Annotated in this window: 18 protein-coding genes; 7 read left to right on the forward strand and 11 right to left on the reverse strand. The window is 65.3% G+C overall.

Going from position 1 to position 19,530, the window contains the following annotated elements; all coding sequences use genetic code 11:
* From bufB to AB1Z25_RS14980, 5 genes are all read left to right on the forward strand, one after another.
* Positions 1 to 828, forward strand: a complete 828-nt coding sequence (gene bufB, locus AB1Z25_RS14960) for an MNIO family bufferin maturase (protein WP_486635582.1) — start codon at positions 1 to 3, stop codon at positions 826 to 828.
* Positions 815 to 1,564 carry an HvfC/BufC family peptide modification chaperone gene (locus AB1Z25_RS14965; RefSeq protein WP_486635583.1) on the forward strand — a complete coding sequence of 250 codons (750 nt, stop codon included), beginning with the start codon at positions 815 to 817 and terminating at the stop codon, positions 1,562 to 1,564. Before bufB ends, AB1Z25_RS14965 begins: the two co-directional genes overlap by 14 nt.
* A 120-nt stretch (positions 1,565 to 1,684) precedes the next feature.
* Entirely contained in the window at positions 1,685 to 2,155 is a 471-nt protein-coding gene (locus AB1Z25_RS14970; protein ID WP_486635584.1) for a DoxX family membrane protein, read from the forward strand.
* 60 nt (positions 2,156 to 2,215) lie between these two features.
* Entirely contained in the window at positions 2,216 to 3,064 is an 849-nt protein-coding gene (serB, locus tag AB1Z25_RS14975; RefSeq protein ID WP_235087465.1) for a phosphoserine phosphatase SerB, read from the forward strand.
* A gap of 25 nt (positions 3,065 to 3,089) precedes the next feature.
* Positions 3,090 to 3,602, forward strand: coding sequence for a hypothetical protein (locus AB1Z25_RS14980; RefSeq protein ID WP_227104264.1), 513 nt, complete (start codon positions 3,090 to 3,092; stop codon positions 3,600 to 3,602).
* Between the two features lie 146 nt (positions 3,603 to 3,748).
* On the opposite strand, the gene AB1Z25_RS14985 is transcribed toward AB1Z25_RS14980, so the two are convergent.
* The 4 genes from AB1Z25_RS14985 to phhA form a co-directional block, all read right to left on the reverse strand.
* Positions 3,749 to 4,813 (reverse strand): ABC transporter ATP-binding protein, encoded by a 1,065-nt coding sequence (locus AB1Z25_RS14985; RefSeq protein ID WP_227104266.1) that lies wholly within the window; start codon positions 4,811 to 4,813, stop codon positions 3,749 to 3,751.
* Between the two features lies 1 nt (position 4,814).
* Positions 4,815 to 6,425 (reverse strand): ABC transporter permease, encoded by a 1,611-nt coding sequence (locus AB1Z25_RS14990; protein WP_227104268.1) that lies wholly within the window; start codon positions 6,423 to 6,425, stop codon positions 4,815 to 4,817.
* A gap of 108 nt (positions 6,426 to 6,533) precedes the next feature.
* Positions 6,534 to 7,526: an extracellular solute-binding protein gene (locus tag AB1Z25_RS14995; protein ID WP_107800088.1), complete on the reverse strand. Its 993-nt coding sequence runs from the start codon at positions 7,524 to 7,526 to the stop codon at positions 6,534 to 6,536.
* Between the two features lie 310 nt (positions 7,527 to 7,836).
* The gene (phhA, locus tag AB1Z25_RS15000; RefSeq protein WP_107800089.1) at positions 7,837 to 8,730 is read right to left on the reverse strand and encodes a phenylalanine 4-monooxygenase; all 894 of its coding nucleotides are present in this window, start codon (positions 8,728 to 8,730) and stop codon (positions 7,837 to 7,839) included.
* A 131-nt stretch (positions 8,731 to 8,861) separates the two neighbouring features.
* Here phhA and AB1Z25_RS15005 point away from each other — a divergent pair, with 131 nt between their 5' ends.
* The gene (locus AB1Z25_RS15005; protein WP_227104270.1) at positions 8,862 to 9,344 is read left to right on the forward strand and encodes an Lrp/AsnC family transcriptional regulator; all 483 of its coding nucleotides are present in this window, start codon (positions 8,862 to 8,864) and stop codon (positions 9,342 to 9,344) included.
* Between the two features lie 410 nt (positions 9,345 to 9,754).
* On the opposite strand, the gene AB1Z25_RS15010 is transcribed toward AB1Z25_RS15005, so the two are convergent.
* The 7 genes from AB1Z25_RS15010 to AB1Z25_RS15040 form a co-directional block, all read right to left on the reverse strand.
* Positions 9,755 to 12,067, reverse strand: a complete 2,313-nt coding sequence (locus AB1Z25_RS15010; RefSeq protein WP_486635585.1) for a Tex family protein — start codon at positions 12,065 to 12,067, stop codon at positions 9,755 to 9,757.
* A gap of 109 nt (positions 12,068 to 12,176) precedes the next feature.
* Positions 12,177 to 12,539, reverse strand: coding sequence for a SpoIIAA family protein (locus AB1Z25_RS15015; protein ID WP_048415463.1), 363 nt, complete (start codon positions 12,537 to 12,539; stop codon positions 12,177 to 12,179).
* A 64-nt stretch (positions 12,540 to 12,603) separates the two neighbouring features.
* Positions 12,604 to 13,119, reverse strand: coding sequence for a ClbS/DfsB family four-helix bundle protein (locus AB1Z25_RS15020; protein ID WP_486635586.1), 516 nt, complete (start codon positions 13,117 to 13,119; stop codon positions 12,604 to 12,606).
* A gap of 51 nt (positions 13,120 to 13,170) precedes the next feature.
* The gene (locus AB1Z25_RS15025; protein ID WP_107800092.1) at positions 13,171 to 13,983 is read right to left on the reverse strand and encodes a DMT family transporter; all 813 of its coding nucleotides are present in this window, start codon (positions 13,981 to 13,983) and stop codon (positions 13,171 to 13,173) included.
* A gap of 81 nt (positions 13,984 to 14,064) precedes the next feature.
* Complete coding sequence (locus AB1Z25_RS15030) at positions 14,065 to 14,955, reverse strand: DMT family transporter (protein WP_486635587.1); 891 nt, start codon at positions 14,953 to 14,955, stop codon at positions 14,065 to 14,067.
* Positions 14,952 to 15,479, reverse strand: coding sequence for a hypothetical protein (locus tag AB1Z25_RS15035; protein ID WP_107801906.1), 528 nt, complete (start codon positions 15,477 to 15,479; stop codon positions 14,952 to 14,954). The genes AB1Z25_RS15030 and AB1Z25_RS15035 overlap by 4 nt, the downstream gene beginning before the upstream one ends.
* Before the next feature lie 75 nt (positions 15,480 to 15,554).
* A complete protein-coding gene (locus tag AB1Z25_RS15040; protein WP_107800093.1) occupies positions 15,555 to 16,664 on the reverse strand; it encodes an aromatic ring-hydroxylating oxygenase subunit alpha in 1,110 nt (369 codons plus the stop codon).
* 673 nt (positions 16,665 to 17,337) lie between these two features.
* Here AB1Z25_RS15040 and pta point away from each other — a divergent pair.
* The gene (pta, locus tag AB1Z25_RS15045) at positions 17,338 to 19,431 is read left to right on the forward strand and encodes a phosphate acetyltransferase (protein WP_486635588.1); all 2,094 of its coding nucleotides are present in this window, start codon (positions 17,338 to 17,340) and stop codon (positions 19,429 to 19,431) included.
* The last annotated feature ends 99 nt before the right edge of the window (positions 19,432 to 19,530 follow it).

The raw sequence follows: 19,530 nt of genomic DNA on the forward strand, positions 1-19,530 counted from the left end.
ATGGAAACCAAGCTTCCCGCGGTGTGCGGCGTCGGCCTGCGCGCCCCGCATTACCGCGAAGCGCTGGACAGCCGCCCGGAGCTGGGCTGGGTGGAAGTGCACAGCGAGAACTTCTTCGACGGCGGCATGCCCTGGAGCATGCTGCGCGAAGTGGCCGCCTGTTGGCCGCTGTCGCTGCACGGCGTCGGCCTGGGCCTGGGCTCGGCCGCGCGACCGGACCCGGCCCATCTGGCCTCGCTCAAGCGGCTGGTGGACGCCGTACAGCCGGCCGCGGTGTCGGAACACCTGTCCTTCAACCACTCCGAACGCCGCTTCGTCAACGATCTGCTGCCCATTCCCTATACCCGCGAATCGCTCGCGGTGATCGCCGGCCACGTCGCGGAAACCCAGGACGCGCTGGGCCGAGTCATCCTGCTGGAAAACCTGTCCAGCTATCTGGAGTTCCCCGGCAACGAGATGCACGAGGGCGAGTTCCTGGCCGAACTGGTGCGCCGCACCGGCTGCGGCATCCTGCTGGACATCAATAATCTCTACGTCAACCGCGTCAATCTGGGCGTGGACACCGACGCGGTGCTGGACGCGCTGCCGCCGGAGGCGATAGGCGAGATCCACCTGGCCGGCTACAGCGAACGCGAGGGCATGCTGGTGGACACCCACAGCCAGCCGGTGCACGACGGCGTCTGGCAGCTGTACCGCGAAGCCATCGCCCGGCTGGGCCCGCGGCCCACCTTGATCGAATGGGATCTGGAGATTCCACCGCTGGCCACCTTGCGCGGCGAGGCCGCCAAGGCCCAGGCCATCCTGGAGGCCGCGTATGAACGGGTTTGATTGGCAGGCGGAACTGCTGGAACAGATCGCCGATCCGGCGCGCGCGGCGGAAGCGGCGCTGGCGCTGAATCCGGCCGGCCTCGCGGTCTACCGCAACAATTACCGGGTGGGGCTGATCGACACCCTGGCCTTCATCTACCCGGTCTGCCGCCAGCTGGTGGGCGAGGACTTCTTCACCGGCCTGGCCCGCGTCTTCATCGGCGGCCACCCGTCGCTCAGCGGCAATCTGCATCTGTACGGCGCCGGTTTCGGCGACTTCGTCGCCGGCTTCGAACACGCCCGCGAGCTTCCCTATCTGGCGGACGTCGCGCGGCTGGAATGGCGGGTCCACCGCGCCTACTACGCCGCCGACGCCGCGCCGGCCGACAGCGCCGCGCTGGCCGCCTTCCCGCAGCAACGCTGGGGCGAACTCAGGCTGCGGCCGCTGCCCGACGTCGCCGCCCTGCTCAGCCCCTGGCCGGCCGCATCGATCTGGCTGGCCCACCAACGCCAGCCGGTGGAGCTGGACGTGGATCTGCACCGGCAGCCGGAGGCGACGCTGGTCTACCGCCTCCAGGGCCGGGTTCAGGTCGACATCGTCGGCCCCGGCCTGGCCGCGCTGCTGCAAGCCTTCCTCGACGGCGCGACGCTGGAAACCGCGGTGGAACAGGCGCTGGCCGCCGAAGCGGACTTCGACCTGCAAGCCGGCCTGCTGCGGCTGTTCCAGCAGCGTCTGATCCAAGACGTCACGCTGTAAACACGCTAAACCCTGAGTGCAGAACCTCATCCAAGCTTGCGGGCATGGAGGGGGAACGCACGCCCGCGGCTTGCCATGCGCCGCCGCTGAACCATACTCAACACACAGGAGACACCCGCCATGAACCCCTTGACCTGCTCCCGCCTCAACGCGCCCTACCGCTGGCTGATCCACGGCGGCGATCTGCTGCAACCGCTGCTCTTGCTGCTGTTCCGGCTGTGGATCGCCAATGTGTTCTTCAAATCCGGCCTGACCAAGATAGACGACTGGGACACCACCCTCCTGCTGTTCACCGAGGAATACCACGTGCCGCTGCTGCCGCCCGCCGTCGCCGCGGCCTTGGCCACGGCCGGCGAACTGGGCCTGTCCGCGCTGCTGGCGCTGGGCCTGGGCGCGCGCTTCGCCGCCGCCGGCCTGTTCATCCTCAACGCGGTGGCGGTGATCAGCTATCCGGGGCTGACCGAGGCCACCCGCGAATTCCATTACTACTGGGGCATGCTGATCGCCGCCGTGTTCGCCTTCGGCCCCGGCCTGCTGTCCCTGGACGCGCCGCTGCGGCGCTGGAGCCGGTGCCATGCGGCGCGGGACTGAACCGGCGGCCGGCGCGGCATGGCATAATGCCCGTTCCGACACGCATTGACCCGCCACGCCATGAGCCTCGCCTACACCCTGGTGATCCAAGCCGACGCGCTGGACCCGCATCATCTGCATGAACTGGCCCACCTCGCCGAGGCCACCCATATGGACCATCCCAGTCCAAACGTGGCGCGCCTGCGCGGCGCGGCGCCGGCGCAACGGACCGCGGCGCTGGCCTTGTGCGAGCAATGGGGCTACGACGGCGCCTATGTCGAAGCCGGCCGCAGCTTCGCCGATTTCGGCCTGCTGGTGTCGGATATGGACTCCACGCTGATCACCATCGAATGCATAGACGAAATCGCCGACATGAACGGCCTCAAGCCTCAGGTGGCGGCCATCACCGAGCGCTCGATGCATGGCGAGCTGGACTTCGCCGCCTCGCTGACGGAGCGGGTGGCGCTGCTGCGCGGGCTGCCGGAAAGCGCGCTGGAACAGGTCTATCGTGAAAGAGTCAGGCTGATGCCGGGCGCCGAGGCCTTGCTGGCCGCCTGCAAGCGCCACGGCGTCAAATTCATGTTAGTGTCCGGCGGCTTCACCTTCTTCACCGACAGACTGAAAGCCGAGCTGGGCCTGGACTTCGCCTTCGCCAATCAGTTGGAAGTGGAAAACGGCGCCTTGACCGGCCGGGTGCGCGGCCCCATCGTCGACGCCGCCGCCAAGAAGCGCTTGCTGATCCAGCAGCGCGAGGCGCTGGGCCTGAAGCCGGAGCAGGTGCTGGCGATGGGCGACGGCGCCAACGACTTGCAGATGCTGGCCGAAGCTGGCGTCGGCATCGCCGTGCACGCCAAGCCGGTGGTGCGCGCCCAGGCCGACATCGCCGTCAACCACGGCGGCCTGGACCGCATCCTGAACCTGTATCACTGAACGGCCACGCCGCGGGAGCCGACCGATGAGCTTATTTCCCGAACTGGGCAGCGCCAGTTTCGACGCCGAACTGCCGTTCTCGGTCCAGCCCTTGCCGGGCGGGATCTGCCCGGCGCGCCAGGAACGCGAAACCCGGCTGGCGCTGCGGGTGCTGGCCGCGCCCACCGAAACCCTGCCCGAGGCCGATCCGATGCTGGTCAGGCTGGAGGCCAAGCTGGACCTGGCGCTGGAAGTGTCGCTGCTGTCCCGCCATCCGGAGCGCCCGCCGCTGACGCCGTGCCGGCTGGGCCTGGACAGCATCGCCTGGATCTCCGACCACGCCAACCACGGCAGCGAGCCGGTGCTGGTGGCGCTATGCCCCAATCCCGATTCCGCGCTGCTGCTCTTCCTCGCCGCCCGCATCAACACGGTGACGCCGGGCGAAAACGGCAACTATCTGATTCGCGCCGACATCGCCGGCGCCTTCGACGAAACCACTCGCCTGCTGTGGGAGAAATGGGTGTTCCGCCGCCATCGCAAGGCGATACTGGAACGCTAAGAGCGTGTTCACGATCTCGCGAGCTAAGGCGAGACAAGGCGAAAACGGCTGAGAAAGCGGAATGTACGCACGGTACATGAGCATTTCGAAGCGGGCACTCATCGCACAATGTCTCTACCGACGCGCAGCAGATCGTAAACAGGTTCTTAGCCCTCGCGCGGAAAGGCGATCAAATGATCCAGTTCCAGCCGGATGCCTATCGCCTCCCCCACCGCGTGGTCGTGATGGCTGGGCACCTGGGCCAGCACCCGCTGACCGGAAGGCAGCGCCAGCGTGTAATGGAACTCCGCGCCGCGGAACACCTTGGCGCAGACCAGGGCCCGCGTCGGACTGGCGTCGTCGTGCTGCACATCGTCGGGCCGCACCAGCACGTCCACCTCGTCCCCGGTCTCGAACTGCAAGGGCACGATGCCGCAGAACTCGCCTATCTCCAACGCCACGCAACGCGGCCCGGTCACCTTGCCGGCCAGGAACACGCCCTGGCCGATGAAGTCGGCGACGTAGCGGGTGGCCGGCTCGTGGTACAGCCGGTACGGCGTGTCCCACTGCAATAGCCGGCCCTGCTGCATCACCCCGACGCGGTCGGCGATGGCGAAGGCCTCGTGCTGATCATGGGTCACCATGATGGCGGTGGCGCCCTGGCTTTTCAGGATGTCGCGCACCTCGCGCGACAAGCGCTCGCGCAGGTCCACGTCCAGATTGGAAAAGGGCTCGTCCAGCAGCAGCAGGCTGGGCCTCGGCGCCAGAGCCCGCGCCAGCGCCACCCGCTGCTGCTGGCCGCCGGACAGCTCGTGCGGGTAACGCCGCGCCCACTCCGCCAGGCCCACCACCTCCAGCACCTCCAGCACCCGCGCCGCGCGCTGGGCCTTGGGCAAGGCGTCCAGACCGAAGCCGACGTTGCCGGCCACGGTCAGATGCGGGAACAAGGCGTAGTCCTGAAACACCATGCCGATGCGGCGTTGATGCGCCGGCACCTGCTCGCGGATGGAGCTGATCACCTGGCCGTTGAGGCGGATCTCGCCGCCCAGCAGGCCCTCGAAACCGGCAATGCAGCGCAGCACCGTGGTTTTGCCGCAGCCGGAACTGCCCAACAGGCAGGCGATTTCGCCCGCCCGCAATTCGAAACTCATATTGTCGACCACGCGGGTCTCGCCGTACTTCTGGCTGACCAGATCGAACTCCAGCAACGCTTGCATATCCATACGCTTCATCTCAGGCCGCATCCTTCTGCCGCGACAGCACCCATACCGGCAACAGGCCGGCCAGCACGATGGCCACCGCCGGCAAGGCCGCGCGCTCCCATTCGCCCTCGGTGGTCAAATTGAAAATTCTCACCGCCAGCGTGTCCCAGCCGTAAGGCCGGGTCATCAGCGTGATCGGCATCTCCTTCATCACGTCGACGAACACCATCAGCGCCGCGGTGAACAGGCCGCCGCGCAGCAGCGGCAGATGCAGGCGCGCCAGCAGGCGCAAGCCGCTGTAGCCCATATTGCGCGCCGCCTCCTCCTGGCTGCGGCTGATGCGGTGCATGGCCGCGTCCACCGCGGAATGCCCCACGGCCAGGAAGCGCGCCACATAGGCCAGCATCAGCACCAGCAACGTGCCCTTGATCACCGCGCTGGCGTCCGCCGCCAGCCAGGGGCGCAGCCAGTCCAGCAACAGATTGTCGAACCAGGCCACCGGCACGAACACCCCCACCGCCAGCACCGTGCCCGGCACCGCGTAGCCCAGGGTCGCCAGCCGGCTCCACAAGCGGGTCCAGCGCGTAGGATCGCGCCGCGCCGCGTAACTGAGCAATAAGGCGATCATGGCCACCAGAACGGCGGCCAGCGAGGCCAGCAGCAGCGAGTTGGCCACGTGGCCGAGGAAATCCGCGTCCAGGTCCTCGGCCAGGTGGGCGCCGGCCCAGACCAGCAGCTGGCCGAAGGGCAAGACGAAGGCCAGCGCCAGCACCAGCGAGCAGGCGGCGGCGGCCAGCCAGCCGGCCGCGCCTTCCAGCCGCAAGCGCGGCTGCGGCGCCGCCTTGCCGGCCTGGGTATAGGCGCGGCGGCCGCGCGAACGCTGCTCCAGCCACAGCAGCAGCAGCACCATCAACACCAGCAAGGACGCCAGTTGCTTGGCCGCCGGCAAGGAGAACAGGCTGAACCAGGCCTTGTAGATGGCCGAGGTGAAGGCGTCGAAATTGAAAATGGCCACGGTGCCGAAATCCGCCAGCGTTTCCATCAGCGCCAGCATCAGACCGCCGGCGATCCACGGCCGCGCCATCGGCAGCGCCACGCGGCGGAAGCCCTGCCAGCGCGACAGGCCCAGCGATTGCCCCACCTCCAGCGCGCGCCGGCCCATGGTGGCGAAGGCGTTGCGCGCCAACAGATAGACATAGGGGTAGAAGGCCAGCGACATCACCAGGATCACGCCCGGCGTGGAACGGATATTGGGCACCCAGGACGAATCGCCGAAACGCTCGCGCAGCCAAGTCTGCAAAGGCCCGGTGAAATCGAACAGGCCCAATTGCGAAAACGCCAGCACATAGGCCGGCATCGCCAGCGGCAGCATCAGCGCCCAGTGGAAGAAACGGCGGCCGGGGAAATCGTGCACCGCGGTCAGCCAGGCCAGCGGCACGCCCAGCAGCAGCACGCCGGCGCCGACGCCGCCTATCAGATACACGGTGTTGAGCAGCAGCTCCGGCAGCGTGTAATCGTACAAATGCCGCCACACCTCCCAATCCGGCGCCAGCAGCGACCATAAAATCACCAGCAAGGGCGCGACGGTCAGCAGGCTGACGCCAAAGGCCAGGCCGCGCCAAGGCGACAGAGAACGGATCATCGGCGGAGAAACCATGTCAAAAACGCAGGGAAACAAGCAAAGACAGCCTGCCGGGGCTTTGGTGCCCGACAGGCTGTAAATAAATGCGGACTGGCTGCCCGCCGCGGCTTATTTGTAGCCGACGCGGTCCATCAGCTTCACCGCTTCCGCCTGGCGCGAACCGGCGTTGGCGACATTGATGTAGCTGTGCTTGAAGTCGCCCCAGGCGGCCACGCGCGCGTCAGGCTTGACCTTGGGGTTGACCGGGAACTCCATGTTCACGTCGGCGAACATATTCTGCGCCTTGGCGCTGGACAGCCACTCCAGGAACTTCAGCGCGCCCTTTTCGTTCTTGGCGTACTTGACCACGCCGGCGCCCGAAACGTTCACATGGGTGCCTTTGCCCGCCTGGTCGGCCCAGAAGATGCCTACCGGCAGATTGGGCGATTTTTCCATCAGGCGGCCGTAGTAATAGGTGTTGGCGATGCCCACTTCGCACTGGCCGGCGGCGATGGCCTCCAGCATCTTGGTGTCGTCCGGGAATTCGCGGGTGGCCAGATTATCCACCCAGCCCTTGACCACTTTCTCGGTCTTCACCGGGCCCAGATCGGACAACATCATCGCCACCAGCGACTGGTTGTAGACCTTCTTGGACGTGCGCAGGCACAACTTGCCCTTCCACTTGGGGTCGGCCAGGTCGGCGTAGCTGGACAGCTGGCCCGGCTTCACTTTCTGGGTGTTGTAGAAAATGGTGCGCGCGCGGATGGACAGGCCGTACCACTCATGACCCGGATCGCGCAGATAGGACGGAATGTTGGCGTCCAGCAAGGGCGACTTCACCGGCTTGAACAGACCCATCTTGGCGGCCTGCCACAGATTGCCGGCGTCCACGGTCAGCAGCAGATCGGCCGGGCTGTTGCTGCCCTCGGCGCGCAGGCGCTCCATCAGCGGACCTTCCTTGTCCGACACCAGCTTGATGTTGACGCCGGTTTCCTTCTTGTAAACCTCGATGATGGGCTTGAGCAGTTGCTCGGCGCGAGCGCTGTAAACCACTACGTCTTCCGCCATGGCGTGGCCGGCGAAACCCGCCAGGACGGCGGCAAGCATCAGGTGCGTTTTCAAGGTGTGTCCCCTGTTGGGTTGAGCGATAGGAATCAGAGCCTCAATCTAAGAGCCTGTTTACGATCTGCTGCGCTGCGGCGATACGGCGTTGAAAACGGCTTCGAAATGCTCATGTACCGTGTGTACATTCCGCTTTCTCAGCCGTTTTCGCCTTGTCTCGCTCTAGCTCGCAAGATCGTAAACGGACTCTAACAAAAATGAGAATGCTTATCAATCTAGTAAACACCCCTGCTTTCGTTTTAATCGAAACAAATAAAAAGACCCGCCGCGGCGGGTCTATCCCAAGCTTGCCAGCCATCACGGCCAGGCTTCACACATCCTCGGAATCGCCCCAGCCGCTGCGGTCGCCAATATTGAACACCTTGTCTGCCGGGGCCACGTCGCCGGCGCCCAGCGTCGGTTCCGCCGCCAGCCGCGCGTAGATGGGCGCGAAGTCCGGCGCGGTGGCGTCGAACAACTGCTGGAAGCTGTCGATGACGAAATAGGTTTTCTGGAAAGTGTCGATGCGGTAGCGGGTGCGCATGATGCGTTCCAGATCGAAGCCGACGCGGTTGGGGCTGGCGCTGTCCAGGCAGTACACCGATTCGCCCTTGCTGGACACGATGCCCGCGCCGTAGATGCGCATGCCCTTGGGCGTGTTGATCAGGCCGAACTCCACCGTGTACCAGTACAAGCGCGCCAGCATCGGCAAGACGCCCAAGGCCTTGGCCTTCATCCCGCCCTTGCCGTAAGCCTCCAGGTAGTCGGCGAACACCGGATTGATCAACAGCGGCACATGGCCGAACAAATCATGGAACACATCGGGTTCTTGCAGATAGTCCAGCTGATGCGGCTCGCGCAGCCACCAGGTGACCGGGAAACGGCGGTTGGCCAGATGCTCGAAGAACACGTCGTCCGGAATCAGGCCCGGCACCGCGACGATCCGCCAGCCGGTGGCGGCCATCAGTTGTTCATTCAGCTTGGCGAAGTCCGGCACCCGGTCCGCGTCCACGCCCAGGCGCTCCAGGCCTTCCAGGAATTCGTCGCAGGCGCGGCCCGGCAGCATCTCGCTCTGGCGGCGGTACAGCGTGGCCCAGGTGGCGTGGTCGGCGGCGGTGTAGCGCTCCAGCGGTTGCGGCAGGGTGAAGTCCGCGCTGTCGTGGCTGAGTCCGACGTTCTTGCGCGTGGTGATGTCGGGCACGACGAAATCGGCTCGGTCGTTCATGGCGGTGGGTCCGGATATTTAGGTGGATAACTCTAGTTTAGGCCCGGAGCGATGCGGGAAGACCGCAAAATTTGCCTGTATGCGATTTTTTTTGCACACTTGCCGCATATAACCGCCATGAAATGCTCACTATGCGCAAAATTGAATTGGACCGCTTTGATTACCAGATCCTGGACGCGTTGCAGCACGACGCCCGCGTCACCCATCAGAAACTGGCGCAGCAAGTGGCTTTGTCCGCGTCCCAGATCGGCCGCCGCATCCAGCGCATGGAGGAAAGCGGCGTGATCCAGGGCTATCAGGTGGCGCTGAAGCCGGAACAGGTGGGCTTGTCGGTGATGGCTTTCGCCCACGTCAGCCTGGAGCGCCACAGCGAAAGCGCCTTGCAGGAATTCGCCCAGGCCATCAACGAGCTGCCGGAAGTGCTGGAATGCTACGCCGCCGCCGGCGAGGCGGACTATCTGCTGCGCATCGTGGTGCCGGACCTGCCCTCGCTGTCCACCTTCGTGATGAACCGGCTGATGCGGCTGTCGCTGGTGCGCAGCGTCAAATCCACCATCGCCTTGAACGCGATCAAACAGACGATGAAGCTGCCGCTGTCCTCGGTGCCGGAATGAAAAACGGCGGGCAATGCCCGCCGTTTTTCTCTTAGAACCTGTTCACGATCTTTCCGAGAGATGGCTCCAAGACATGGAATCCGCTGCGCGGATGGTGATTTTCTTTGCCGGGGCTGCCCGGCGAGCAGGGAGGAGATATTTGCTTGGCCAAATATCCCCTCCACCCCTAAAGGCCACCCTGCAAGCCTGGCCTACGGCTTCCCGCCGGTTCCCGTCAGGCCCGAGGCGCGGCTGAACTCGCAGCGCGCTACCGTCGCGCTGCTCGAACAGGCAGCCGCTTAAGACCTCGGACCTGCCACCCGACGGCAGGCTTGAAGGGACCCGGGGCGCGTCGGATACGCGGCCTCCTGTGCAGAACACCGTGTTTCAAAACACAGACAAAAGATCGTGAACAGGCTCTTAAAACCGCCTCAGCGCTTGAGCTTGGCGAACGCCGCCGCCATCGCGGTGTCGCCGGCCGGCTGCTGGCCGCGCTGGCGGTCGCCGCCGCGCCGGTCCTGAGCGCGCGGGCCGTCGTTGCGCGGGCCGCGGCTGTTGCCGGCGCCCGGCGCGTCGTCCAGCCGCATGGTCAGCGCGATGCGCTTGCGCGCCGCGTCCACTTCCATCACCTTGACCTTGACCACGTCGCCGGCCTTGACCACTTTGCGCGGGTCGTCGACGAACTTGTTGGACAAGGCCGAGATGTGAACCAGGCCGTCCTGGTGCACGCCGATGTCGACGAAAGCGCCGAAGTTGGCGACATTGGTGACCACCCCCTCCAAGACCATGCCCGGCTGCAAGTCCTTGATGTCCTCGACGCCGTCCTGGAAGGTGGCGGTCTTGAACTCCGGACGCGGGTCGCGGCCCGGCTTGTCCAGTTCGCGCAGAATGTCCATCACCGTGGGCAGGCCGAAGCGTTCGTCGGTGTAATCCACCGCCTTCACCGTTTTCAGGAAACCGGAATCGCCGAGCAGCGACTTCATCTCGCGGCCGGTTTTGAGCACGATCCGCTCCACCACCGGATAGGCTTCCGGATGCACGGCGGAGCCGTCCAGCGGGTTGTCGCCGTCGCGGATGCGCAGGAAGCCGGCCGCCTGTTCGAAGGTTTTGTCGCCCAGCCGCGGCACTTTCAGCAATTGCCTGCGGTTGCGGAAAGCGCCGTTCTGATCGCGGTAGGACACGATATTGGCCGCCAATGTGGCGTTGAGGCCGGAGATGCGGGTCAACAGCGGCGCCGAGGCGGTGTTGACGTCGACGCCGACGGCGTTGACGCAATCCTCCACCACCGCGTCCAGCGCGCGCGCCAGCTGGCTCTGGTTGACGTCGTGCTGGTACTGGCCGACGCCGATGGACTTGGGATCGATCTTCACCAGCTCCGCCAGCGGGTCCTGCAAGCGGCGGGCGATGGACACCGCGCCGCGCAGCGACACGTCCAGATCCGGGAATTCCCGCGCCGCCAGTTCCGAGGCCGAGTACACCGAGGCGCCGGCTTCGGACACCACGATCTTGGTCACGCCCAGCTGCGGATAGGCGCGGATCAGCTCCTGCGCCAGCTTGTCGGTTTCGCGGCTGGCGGTGCCGTTGCCGATGGCGATCAGATCCACGCGGTGACGCGCGCACAAGGCGCCCAGCACCGCCAGCGAGCGGTCCCAGTCGCGGCGCGGCTCGTGCGGATAGATGGTGGCGGTGTCCAAGAGCTTGCCGGTGTCGTCCACCACCGCCACCTTGCAGCCGGTGCGCAGGCCCGGGTCCAGGCCCAGGGTGGCGCGCCGGCCGGCCGGCGCCGCCAGCAAGAGATCATGCAGATTGTCGGCGAACACCTTGATCGCCTCGGCGTCGGCGGCGTCCTTGAGCCGCGACACCAGTTCCAGTTCCAGCGACAGGAAGATCTTGGCGCGCCAGCACAGGCGCACGCCGTCCAGCAGCCATTTGTCGGCCGGGCGGCCGGCGTCGCTCACGCCGAAGCGCGCGGCGATCAACTGCTCGTAGGCGGAGCGCTCGGTGATCGGCGTCTCGTCCGGCTGATACTTCAGCGTCAGACTGAGCACGCCCTCGTTGCGGCCGCGCAATAGCGCCAGCGCGCGGTGCGAGGGCGTGGCGCGGATGGCTTCGCGGTGCTGGAAATAATCGGAGAACTTGGCGCCCTCGTGTTCCTTGCCGGCTACCACCTGGCCGGCCAGCTCGCCCTCGCTCCACAGTTTTTCGCGCAACCGCCCCAAGAGTTCGGCGTCCTCGGCGAAGCGCTCGATCAGGATGGCGCGCGCGCCGTCCAGCGCCGCCTTGGCGTCGGCCACGCCGGCTTCGGCGTTGACATAGGCGGCCGCGGCGGTGTTGGGGTCCTGGCTAGGGTCGGACAGCAGGCCGTCGGCCAAGGGCTCCAGCCCGGCTTCGCGCGCGATCTGCGCCTTGGTGCGGCGCTTGGGCTTGTAAGGGAGGTAAAGGTCTTCCAGCGTGGTCTTGTTGTCGGCGGCGTAGAGCGCGGCCTCCAGTTCGGGGCTCAGCTTGCCTTGCTCGGAAATGCTGCCGAGGATGCTGACGCGGCGCTCGTCCAGTTCGCGCAGATACACCAGGCGCTCGGCCAGGGTGCGAAGCTGGGTGTCGTCCAGACCGCCGGTGACTTCCTTGCGGTAACGGGCGATGAAGGGAACGGTGGCGCCGCCGTCTATCAGTTCGATGGTGGCGGCCACTTGCGCCTCGCGGACGGAGAGTTCCGCCGCCAGACGATGGGAAATGCTTTTCAACATCGGTTTTTATTCTTTCGAGTTGAACAAAAACCGCTACTCTACCGCCATTGCCGACAAAATCAACCGGGACGCCGCATAGGGCGTCCCGAAATCAGCGCAACCGGACAAATCAGGTGCCCGCCGCCACCGGGCTTTCCAACCAGGCCTGGGCCTCTTCCGCGGTATCGAAATACTGAGTGCGGGTATTGGACAGCAGGCCGGCGATGTGGGCGGCCAGCTTGATCCAGACATCGCTGACCACCAGCGCCACACGGCCGACGTGGTTTTCATGGGCGCGCATGAATTTGACCTCTTCCACCGCCATGTCCAGCGTGAAGTCCTTCAACTCGGTCAGGTCCAGCAGCAGGTCGGGCTTGGCGCACTCGGACTGGCGCTTGAGCAAGGCCTCTTCCAGCAGCTTGAAGTCCGCCAGCGTGAATTCGTTGTACAGCGCCACGTCCAGGCCGTAGTGTTGTTCGCGTATCGAGATCATGTGCTTCTCCTTTGCGGTGTCGCTTTCATTTTAAGGCCTGGCCGCATTGGCGCGGCAAGCTTTTTCAGGCGGCCGGCAGCGTCTTGAGCCAGGCGACGAGCCGCCCGCGGGCGTTGCGGCAGGGCGAGGCGGTATTGAACTGTATCATCCGCCCGCGCGTCCATTTGTCGTACCAGGCGCGGCCGTACAGCGCCTCGTCGGAGTAGCTCTCCACCAGCGCCTCCACCTGGCGCTGGCTGTCGTCCAGCATCGCGCATAGCCGCGTCCAGTCGCCTATCCCCTGGTAATCGCGGTAGAACTTCTGCGCCAGCAGACCCAGTTGATTCCAGCGGTAGCCGGCGTCGGGAAAGTCTATCGGCAGGCCTTCCCGCTCCAGCCGGTGCCACTTCAGCACCAGCGCCTGCCAGCCCAGCAGATAGGCCAGCAGATCCGCCGCGCTCATCCGGCTGTGCTTGGCGTGGCCGTCCAGTTCCTGGACGAAGGCGCGCTCCGGCGGCACCCGCGCCAACACCGCGCGCAAGCGCCGGTATTCGTCCCTCATCGCCGCCAGCAAAGCCGCCTTGTCCGCCGGTACCGCCATCCTCCCACCCTCCAGGCCGGGTCCGGCGCAGCGCCGGGTTTCGCTTCCAGCTTAACGCCGGCTGGCCAGCATGCCGCTGACGATGATCAAACCCATCGCCGCCAAGCCGGCGGCGCTGAGCGGGTCGCCCCACAGCCCCACGCCCAACAGGGTGGAAAACACCACGGTCAGATAGGACAGATTGGCGGCCAAGAGCTTGCGCCCCACTTTATACGCGCGGGTCATCGCCAATTGGGCGATGGTGGCGGTGGCGCCCAGGCCCAGCAGCAGCCAGACGTTTTCCAGCGTCACCGGGTGCCAGGTTTCGAACAACATCAGCAGCAGGCCGCCCAGCGTGGAGATCAGCGCGAAATAGAACACCACCTTCCATTCCGGCTCGCCCTGGCGGCCCAGTTCCCGCACGTGCAGATAGGACCAGCCGGCCAGCAGGCCGGAGCCGACGCCGAGCAGGCCGGCCACCCAGGCCTCGCTGGACAAGGTGGGCCGCAGCAACAGCACCACGCCGACAAAGCCCAGCGCCAGGCCGGCCAGCGCCTGCTTGGGCAGGCGTTCGCGCAGCAGGACCACCGACAGCAGCGCCAGGAACATCGGCGAGGTGTAGTTGAGCGTGACCGCCGTGGACAGCGGCAAATGGGCGATGGCGTAGAAATACAATAGCATCGAGACGTAGCCGATCAGGCCGCGCTGCACGTGATAGCGCAGCAAGGGGGTGGCGAAGCGATCGCGCCGCCACAAGGCCGCCGCGCCCAGGGTGACCACGCCCATCAGCGTGCGCCAGAACACCAGCTCGGTGGAGGAGAAATACTCGGCGCCCAGCTTGACGAACACCCCCATCAGGCCGAAAAACACCGCCGCCACCACCATCCAGCCCGAACCCAGGCGCCACTTTCCGCTAGTCAAACCACGTTATCCTTATGCATTGTTGTTGAATATCCAAGTTCTGTTTCAACGCAGGGCCGCCATCAGGCCGGCCCCCACAATCAAGGCCATCGCCGCCAGCGACCATCCGCTCAGCGGGTCGCCCCACAACACCACGCCCAGCAGCACGGAAAACAGCACCGTCAGATAAGCAAAGCTCGCCACCAGGTATTTGCGCCCGTCCTTGTAGGCGCGAGTCATCGCCAGTTGGCCCAGCATGCCGCAAACGCCGACGCCCAGCAGCGGCAAGACATTGTCCGCCGTCACCGCGCTGAAGCCCGGCCCCAGGATCAGCCAGACGCCGCCGAACAGGCTGGAAACGGAGAAGAACCAGAACACCACCTTCCAGGACGGTTCGCCCATCCGGCCCAGCTCCCTCACCTGAAACACCGCGTAGCCGGCGCTGACGCCGGACAAGAGTCCGATCAGGCCGGCCAGCCACTGCGCCGAACTGAAAGTGGGCCGCAGCAGGATGACGATGCCGACGAAGCCCAGCAACAAGGCCAGGCCGGTGCGCGGCGTCAGGCGCTCCTTCAGTTTGACCACGCACAATAAGGCGAAGAACAGCGAGGAGGTGTAGTTCAGCGTCACCGCGGTGGACAAGGGCAGCCGGGTCAGCGCGTAGAACAGCGCCACCATGGACATATAGCCGACGAAGCTGCGCTTGATGTGGCCGCGCCAATGCGGCGTCCGCGGCGACTGGCGCTTCCAGGCCATCGCCGCGCCCAAGGTCAGCGCGCCGATGGCGGTGCGCCAGAACAGCAGCTCGGTGGAGCCGAAGGCGTCGGCGCCCAGCTTGACGAACATGCTCATCAAGGCGAAGCACAGGGCCGCCACCACCATCCAGCCGGAGCCCAAACGTCCCTGGCGCAAGCGCAGCCCCAGGGTTCTCGCGCCCTCGCTCAGCGCCGGCGTCATCGCTTCAGCAATTCCAGCGACAGACAGATGGCCTCCATCTGCCGGCGGTAGGTCTTGAACTCCGACGCGTTGGCGGCGCAGCGCGCCTCCGCCATGCGCTTTTTGTCCCCCAGCTGGAACACGTGCAGATTATGCCGGACGATCCACAAGCGGTTGGAGACGAAACGGCCGTCGCGGTATTCGGTGACCAGCCGGCCGCTGCGGCTGTTGCCGCGGGCGAAATTGGCGGCTTCGCGGTTATCGCCCTCGCGGCGGTATTTCTGCGCCAGCCGGGCCAGGGTGTCGCCGCGCCCCGGCTTGCGCGCAAAGACCTGCACATCGATGGCGGCGCGCTCGCGCTGGTCCGCCTTGGGCGGCACCACGCGCAGCACGCGCTGACCGTCCACCACGCTGGGGCGGACCTTCCAGCCCGGCGGCACATTGAAACGCACCCGGCTGGCGGCGTCGGTATAGACGGCGGCCTGGGCCAGCGGAGCCAGCAAGGCCAGCGACAAGGGCAAACAGCGGAAAAGCGTTTTGAGCATGGAATCGGGCAAACCAGAATAAGAAAGGCGCGGACTGGGTCCGCGCCTTTCCATTATGACACTGCAAGCCGCCGCTTAACCAGCCAGCGCCGCGCCCATTTTGCGCCGGTAGAACTCGTGGAAGTGCAACATGCCCTCCTCGGTGGGAGATTGATAAGGCCCCACCTCGTTCTCGCCGCGCAGCCACAAGGCGCGTCGGCCTTCGTGCATGCGGTAGCAAATCTCGTCGTCTTCCTTGGCGGTTTCGAAGTAGGCCGCCTGCTCCGCCTCGATGAACTCCGGCTCGAACCACACCACGTCCTCCGGGTAGTAGAACTCGGTCAACACCGTGCACTGCTCCGGCCCGCGCGGCATCACCACGCTGACCACCAGCACGTGCGGATACCACTCCACCATGATGTTGGGGTAGTAAGTCAGCCAGATGGCGCCGAACTCCGGCTGCTGATCGGCGTAGCGCCGGCGGACTTCCTCATGCCATTTGCCGTAGGCGCGGGAACCGGAAGTGGCCAGCTGGTTCTTCACGCCCACGGTCTGCACATGGTATTGCGCGCCCCACTCCCATTTCAGGTCGCCGCAATCGACGAAATTGCCCAGGCCGGGGTGGAAGGGATCGACGTGGTAATCCTCGGAATACACTTCGATGAAGGTCTTCCAGTTGAAGCCGTACTCGCTCAGATGGCTGGAATGGTAGGCGTAGCCGTCAAAACTCATGTGCTTGGCCACGCCCAGGTTTTCCAGATCGCGCGCCACATTGCGGCGCGCGTCGAACAAGAGGCCGTTCCAACGCGTCAGCTCGGTCTGGTTCAACTTCAGGCACGGTGTTTCCGGAAAATGCGGCGCGCCCAGCAAAGCGCCTTCGGCGTCGTAAGTCCAGCCATGCAGATTGCAGACGATATGATTGCCGTTGCCGCGGCCTTTATAGATGACCGCCTGGCGATGGCGGCAGACATTGGAGATCAGCTTGACCCGTCCATCCACGTTCTTGAGCATCTTGCCGTGGCCCATCCATTCCAGAGTCTGATAATCGCCGGCGTTCGGCGTCATCAGCTCATGGCCATAGTAGAGGGGCGCGTCTCCAAACAGCAGCCGCTGTTCCTGAGCGTAATAGGCAGGATCGAAATAGGTATAGACGGGTAGCTGGGCAGCAGAAGCTTGAAGCAACTGAGCGGAAGCCAGATCAGACATTATTCCCACACCTCCGTGGTAGAAGATATAAGACCAGCCGAATCTCGCTTAAAACGAGTTTGCGGGACTATCAAAAACAATCAACAAAAACAAGGCCGAACCTTGCGACCGAGGGGCGGATTATGCCCCCGCCCCCCCACCGGGGCAAGCCTTTCCTCTCTGCTGGAAGCGGGTTCTTGGCGTAAAAACATCAGCTTGCCATACCCAAATCATACTTAGAATAATATTTTTGATAGGAATCAAAGCTTTAGCATTCACGCTGCAATGCAATATTAGAGTCGCTTAATTCATGATGTTATAATCGCCGTCATCGCCGCCGTCCGGCCCTGGAGCCTGACCCCATCTGGACTGTAGCCGATATGCCGCCAGTTACAATGCCTGCCGCGTAAAAGCAGGCGCAGCCATGCTTTTCGCCGGAGACCCCGCGGCGCTGACGCCGGCTTCCGGCAATGCTATACCGATTGAAAGCCGCGTCCGACGCAGCGGGAATCCATGCCCGCCGCCGCGGCCGCGAGCTCGGGTCCAACGGCGACAAAACCGCTGATTTTTGCCGAAATGCTGAATTTAACGACTCATCGCGCCAAGCGCCTGCAGCCTGCGACACCGTTCGGTCGGTGCCGGACCGCCATTCGCGCCCATTCCCGCCGCGCGTCACAGGAAAGTCTCTGAAACCATGCAAACCTTTTTCCTCGCACCCATCGGCTTCAACGCCGGCCTGACCTCGGTGGCGCTGGGCGCCATCCACAGCCTGGAACAGGCCGGCCTGCGCGTCGGCTTCGTCAAGCCCATCGCCCAGGGCGCGGACCCCAAGGAGCCGGAGCGCTCCACCCACTTCACGCGCGCCATCTGCCGGCTCAATCCGCCGGAGCCGATTCCGATGGAGCGGGTGGAACACCTGCTGTCCAAGGGCCAGGTGGATCAGTTGATGGAGGAAGTGGTCAGCCTGTATCAGCAGGCGGCCCATCAGGTGGACGTGGTGCTGGTGGAAGGCCTGGTGCCGGACCAGAAGCAGGTGTTCTCCACCTTCCTCAACACCAAGATCGCCCGCAATCTGCAGGCGCAGACCATCCTGGTCAGCGCCGCCGACAACCTGGCCAGCCACGAGATCGCCGAGCAACTGGAAATGAGCATCCAGGCCTTTGGCGGCGGTCAGGGCGGACAAGTCGCCGGCTACATCCTCAACCGGGTGCCCAAGGATCAGAACGCCCAGGACATCGCCACCGAGGTGCTGGAAAGCGGCAGCCTAATGAAGAAGGTCAGACTGCCGCTGCTGGGCGCCATCCCGCACGAACCCGAGCTGCTGGCGCCGCGCACGCTGGACGTGGCCAATCATCTGAAGGCGCGGCTGCTGCACGCCGGCCAACTGACCAGCCGGCGCGTGCGCACCATGGTGGTGACCGCCCGCACCGTGCCCAATATCGTGCACCTGCTCAAGCCCGGCGCGCTGATCATCACCCCGGGCGACCGCGAGGACATCGTGCTGGCCACCGCGATGGCGGCGATGAACGGCGTGCCGCTGGCCGGCCTGCTGCTGACCTGCGACTCGATGCCGGACCCGCGCATCATGCTGCTGTGCCAGCAAGCCTTCACCGGCGGCATGCCGGTGATGGCCAGCGAATCCAATACCTTCGACACCAGCAGCGCGCTCAACAATATGAGCTTGCAAGTGCCGTCCGACGACCGCGAGCGCATGGAGCGCGTGATCGAATTCGTCGCCGAACACCTGAACGTGGCGCCGCTGAAGCAATACATCGGCGCGCCGCAGGAACTGCGCCTGCCGCCGCCGGCCTTCCGCTATCAGCTGATGGAAAAGGCGCGCAAGGCCAATAAGCGCATCGTGCTGCCGGAAGGCAACGAACCGCGCACCATCCAGGCCGCCGCCATCTGCCACGAGAAGGGCATCGCCCGCTGCGTGCTGATCGGCCAGCGCGCCGAAATCCTGCAAGTGGCGGAAGCCCAGGGCGTGGCCCTGCCGGAATCGGTGGAAATCATCGACCCCAACGAGGTGCGCGGCCGTTACGTGCCGCCGATGGTGGAGCTGCGCAAGAGCAAGGGCCTGAACGCGCCGATGGCCGAGCAGCAACTGGAAGACAATGTGGTGATGGGCACCATGATGCTGGCGCTGGACGAAGTGGACGGCCTGGTGTCCGGCGCGGTGCACACCACCGCCAACACCATCCGCCCGGCCCTGCAGCTGATCAAGACCGCGCCGGGAGCCCGCATCGTCTCCAGCGTGTTCTTCATGCTGATGCCGGAGCAGGTGCTGGTTTACGGCGACTGCGCGGTGAACCCGGACCCGGACGCCGAGCAATTGGCCGACATCGCCATTCAGTCGGCGGACTCCGCCGCCGCCTTCGGCATTCCGCCGCGAGTGGCGATGATCTCCTACTCCACCGGTTCCTCCGGCAGCGGCTCGGACGTGGAAAAAGTGCGCGAAGCCACCCGCATCGCCAAGGAAAAGCGGCCGGACCTGCTGATAGACGGCCCGATGCAGTACGACGCCGCCAGCGTGGAATCGGTGGGCCGCCAGAAGGCGCCGGACAGCGCGGTGGCCGGCCGCGCCACCGTCTTCGTGTTCCCGGACCTCAACACCGGCAACACCACCTATAAGGCGGTGCAGCGCTCGGCCAACGTGGTGTCGGTGGGCCCGATGCTGCAAGGCCTGCGCAAGCCGGTCAACGATCTGTCGCGCGGCGCGCTGGTGGACGACATCGTCTACACCATCGCCCTGACCGCGCTGCAGGCGGAGCAAGGCGAGTCCGCTTGAACTGAAGCCGCCCTCCCCCAACCGCCTGCCGCCCGGCAGGCGGTTTCGCCGTTCCGCGCAACAGCGCCCCTCCCCTTCGCCGCCCTGTCCGGTCATGCC

This window comes from Chromobacterium sp. HL1, assembly GCF_057418835.1.

Excerpts from the sequence above, each read along its gene's own strand:
- bufB (WP_486635582.1), top strand. The coding sequence starts at position 1 with ATGGAAACCAAGCTTCCCGCGGTGTGCGGCGTCGGCCTGCGCGCCCCG.
- AB1Z25_RS14965 (WP_486635583.1), top strand. The coding sequence starts at position 815 with ATGAACGGGTTTGATTGGCAGGCGGAACTGCTGGAACAGATCGCCGAT.
- AB1Z25_RS14970 (WP_486635584.1), top strand. The coding sequence starts at position 1,685 with ATGAACCCCTTGACCTGCTCCCGCCTCAACGCGCCCTACCGCTGGCTG.
- serB (WP_235087465.1), top strand. The coding sequence starts at position 2,216 with ATGAGCCTCGCCTACACCCTGGTGATCCAAGCCGACGCGCTGGACCCG.
- AB1Z25_RS14980 (WP_227104264.1), top strand. The coding sequence starts at position 3,090 with ATGAGCTTATTTCCCGAACTGGGCAGCGCCAGTTTCGACGCCGAACTG.
- AB1Z25_RS14985 (WP_227104266.1), bottom strand. The coding sequence starts at position 4,813 with ATGAAGCGTATGGATATGCAAGCGTTGCTGGAGTTCGATCTGGTCAGC.
- AB1Z25_RS14990 (WP_227104268.1), bottom strand. The coding sequence starts at position 6,425 with ATGATCCGTTCTCTGTCGCCTTGGCGCGGCCTGGCCTTTGGCGTCAGC.
- phhA (WP_107800089.1), bottom strand. The coding sequence starts at position 8,730 with ATGAACGACCGAGCCGATTTCGTCGTGCCCGACATCACCACGCGCAAG.
- AB1Z25_RS15005 (WP_227104270.1), top strand. The coding sequence starts at position 8,862 with ATGCGCAAAATTGAATTGGACCGCTTTGATTACCAGATCCTGGACGCG.
- AB1Z25_RS15010 (WP_486635585.1), bottom strand. The coding sequence starts at position 12,067 with ATGTTGAAAAGCATTTCCCATCGTCTGGCGGCGGAACTCTCCGTCCGC.
- AB1Z25_RS15015 (WP_048415463.1), bottom strand. The coding sequence starts at position 12,539 with ATGATCTCGATACGCGAACAACACTACGGCCTGGACGTGGCGCTGTAC.
- AB1Z25_RS15020 (WP_486635586.1), bottom strand. The coding sequence starts at position 13,119 with ATGGCGGTACCGGCGGACAAGGCGGCTTTGCTGGCGGCGATGAGGGAC.
- AB1Z25_RS15025 (WP_107800092.1), bottom strand. The coding sequence starts at position 13,983 with ATGGTGGTGGCGGCGGTGTTTTTCGGCCTGATGGGGGTGTTCGTCAAG.
- AB1Z25_RS15030 (WP_486635587.1), bottom strand. The coding sequence starts at position 14,955 with ATGACGCCGGCGCTGAGCGAGGGCGCGAGAACCCTGGGGCTGCGCTTG.
- AB1Z25_RS15035 (WP_107801906.1), bottom strand. The coding sequence starts at position 15,479 with ATGCTCAAAACGCTTTTCCGCTGTTTGCCCTTGTCGCTGGCCTTGCTG.
- AB1Z25_RS15040 (WP_107800093.1), bottom strand. The coding sequence starts at position 16,664 with ATGTCTGATCTGGCTTCCGCTCAGTTGCTTCAAGCTTCTGCTGCCCAG.
- pta (WP_486635588.1), top strand. The coding sequence starts at position 17,338 with ATGCAAACCTTTTTCCTCGCACCCATCGGCTTCAACGCCGGCCTGACC.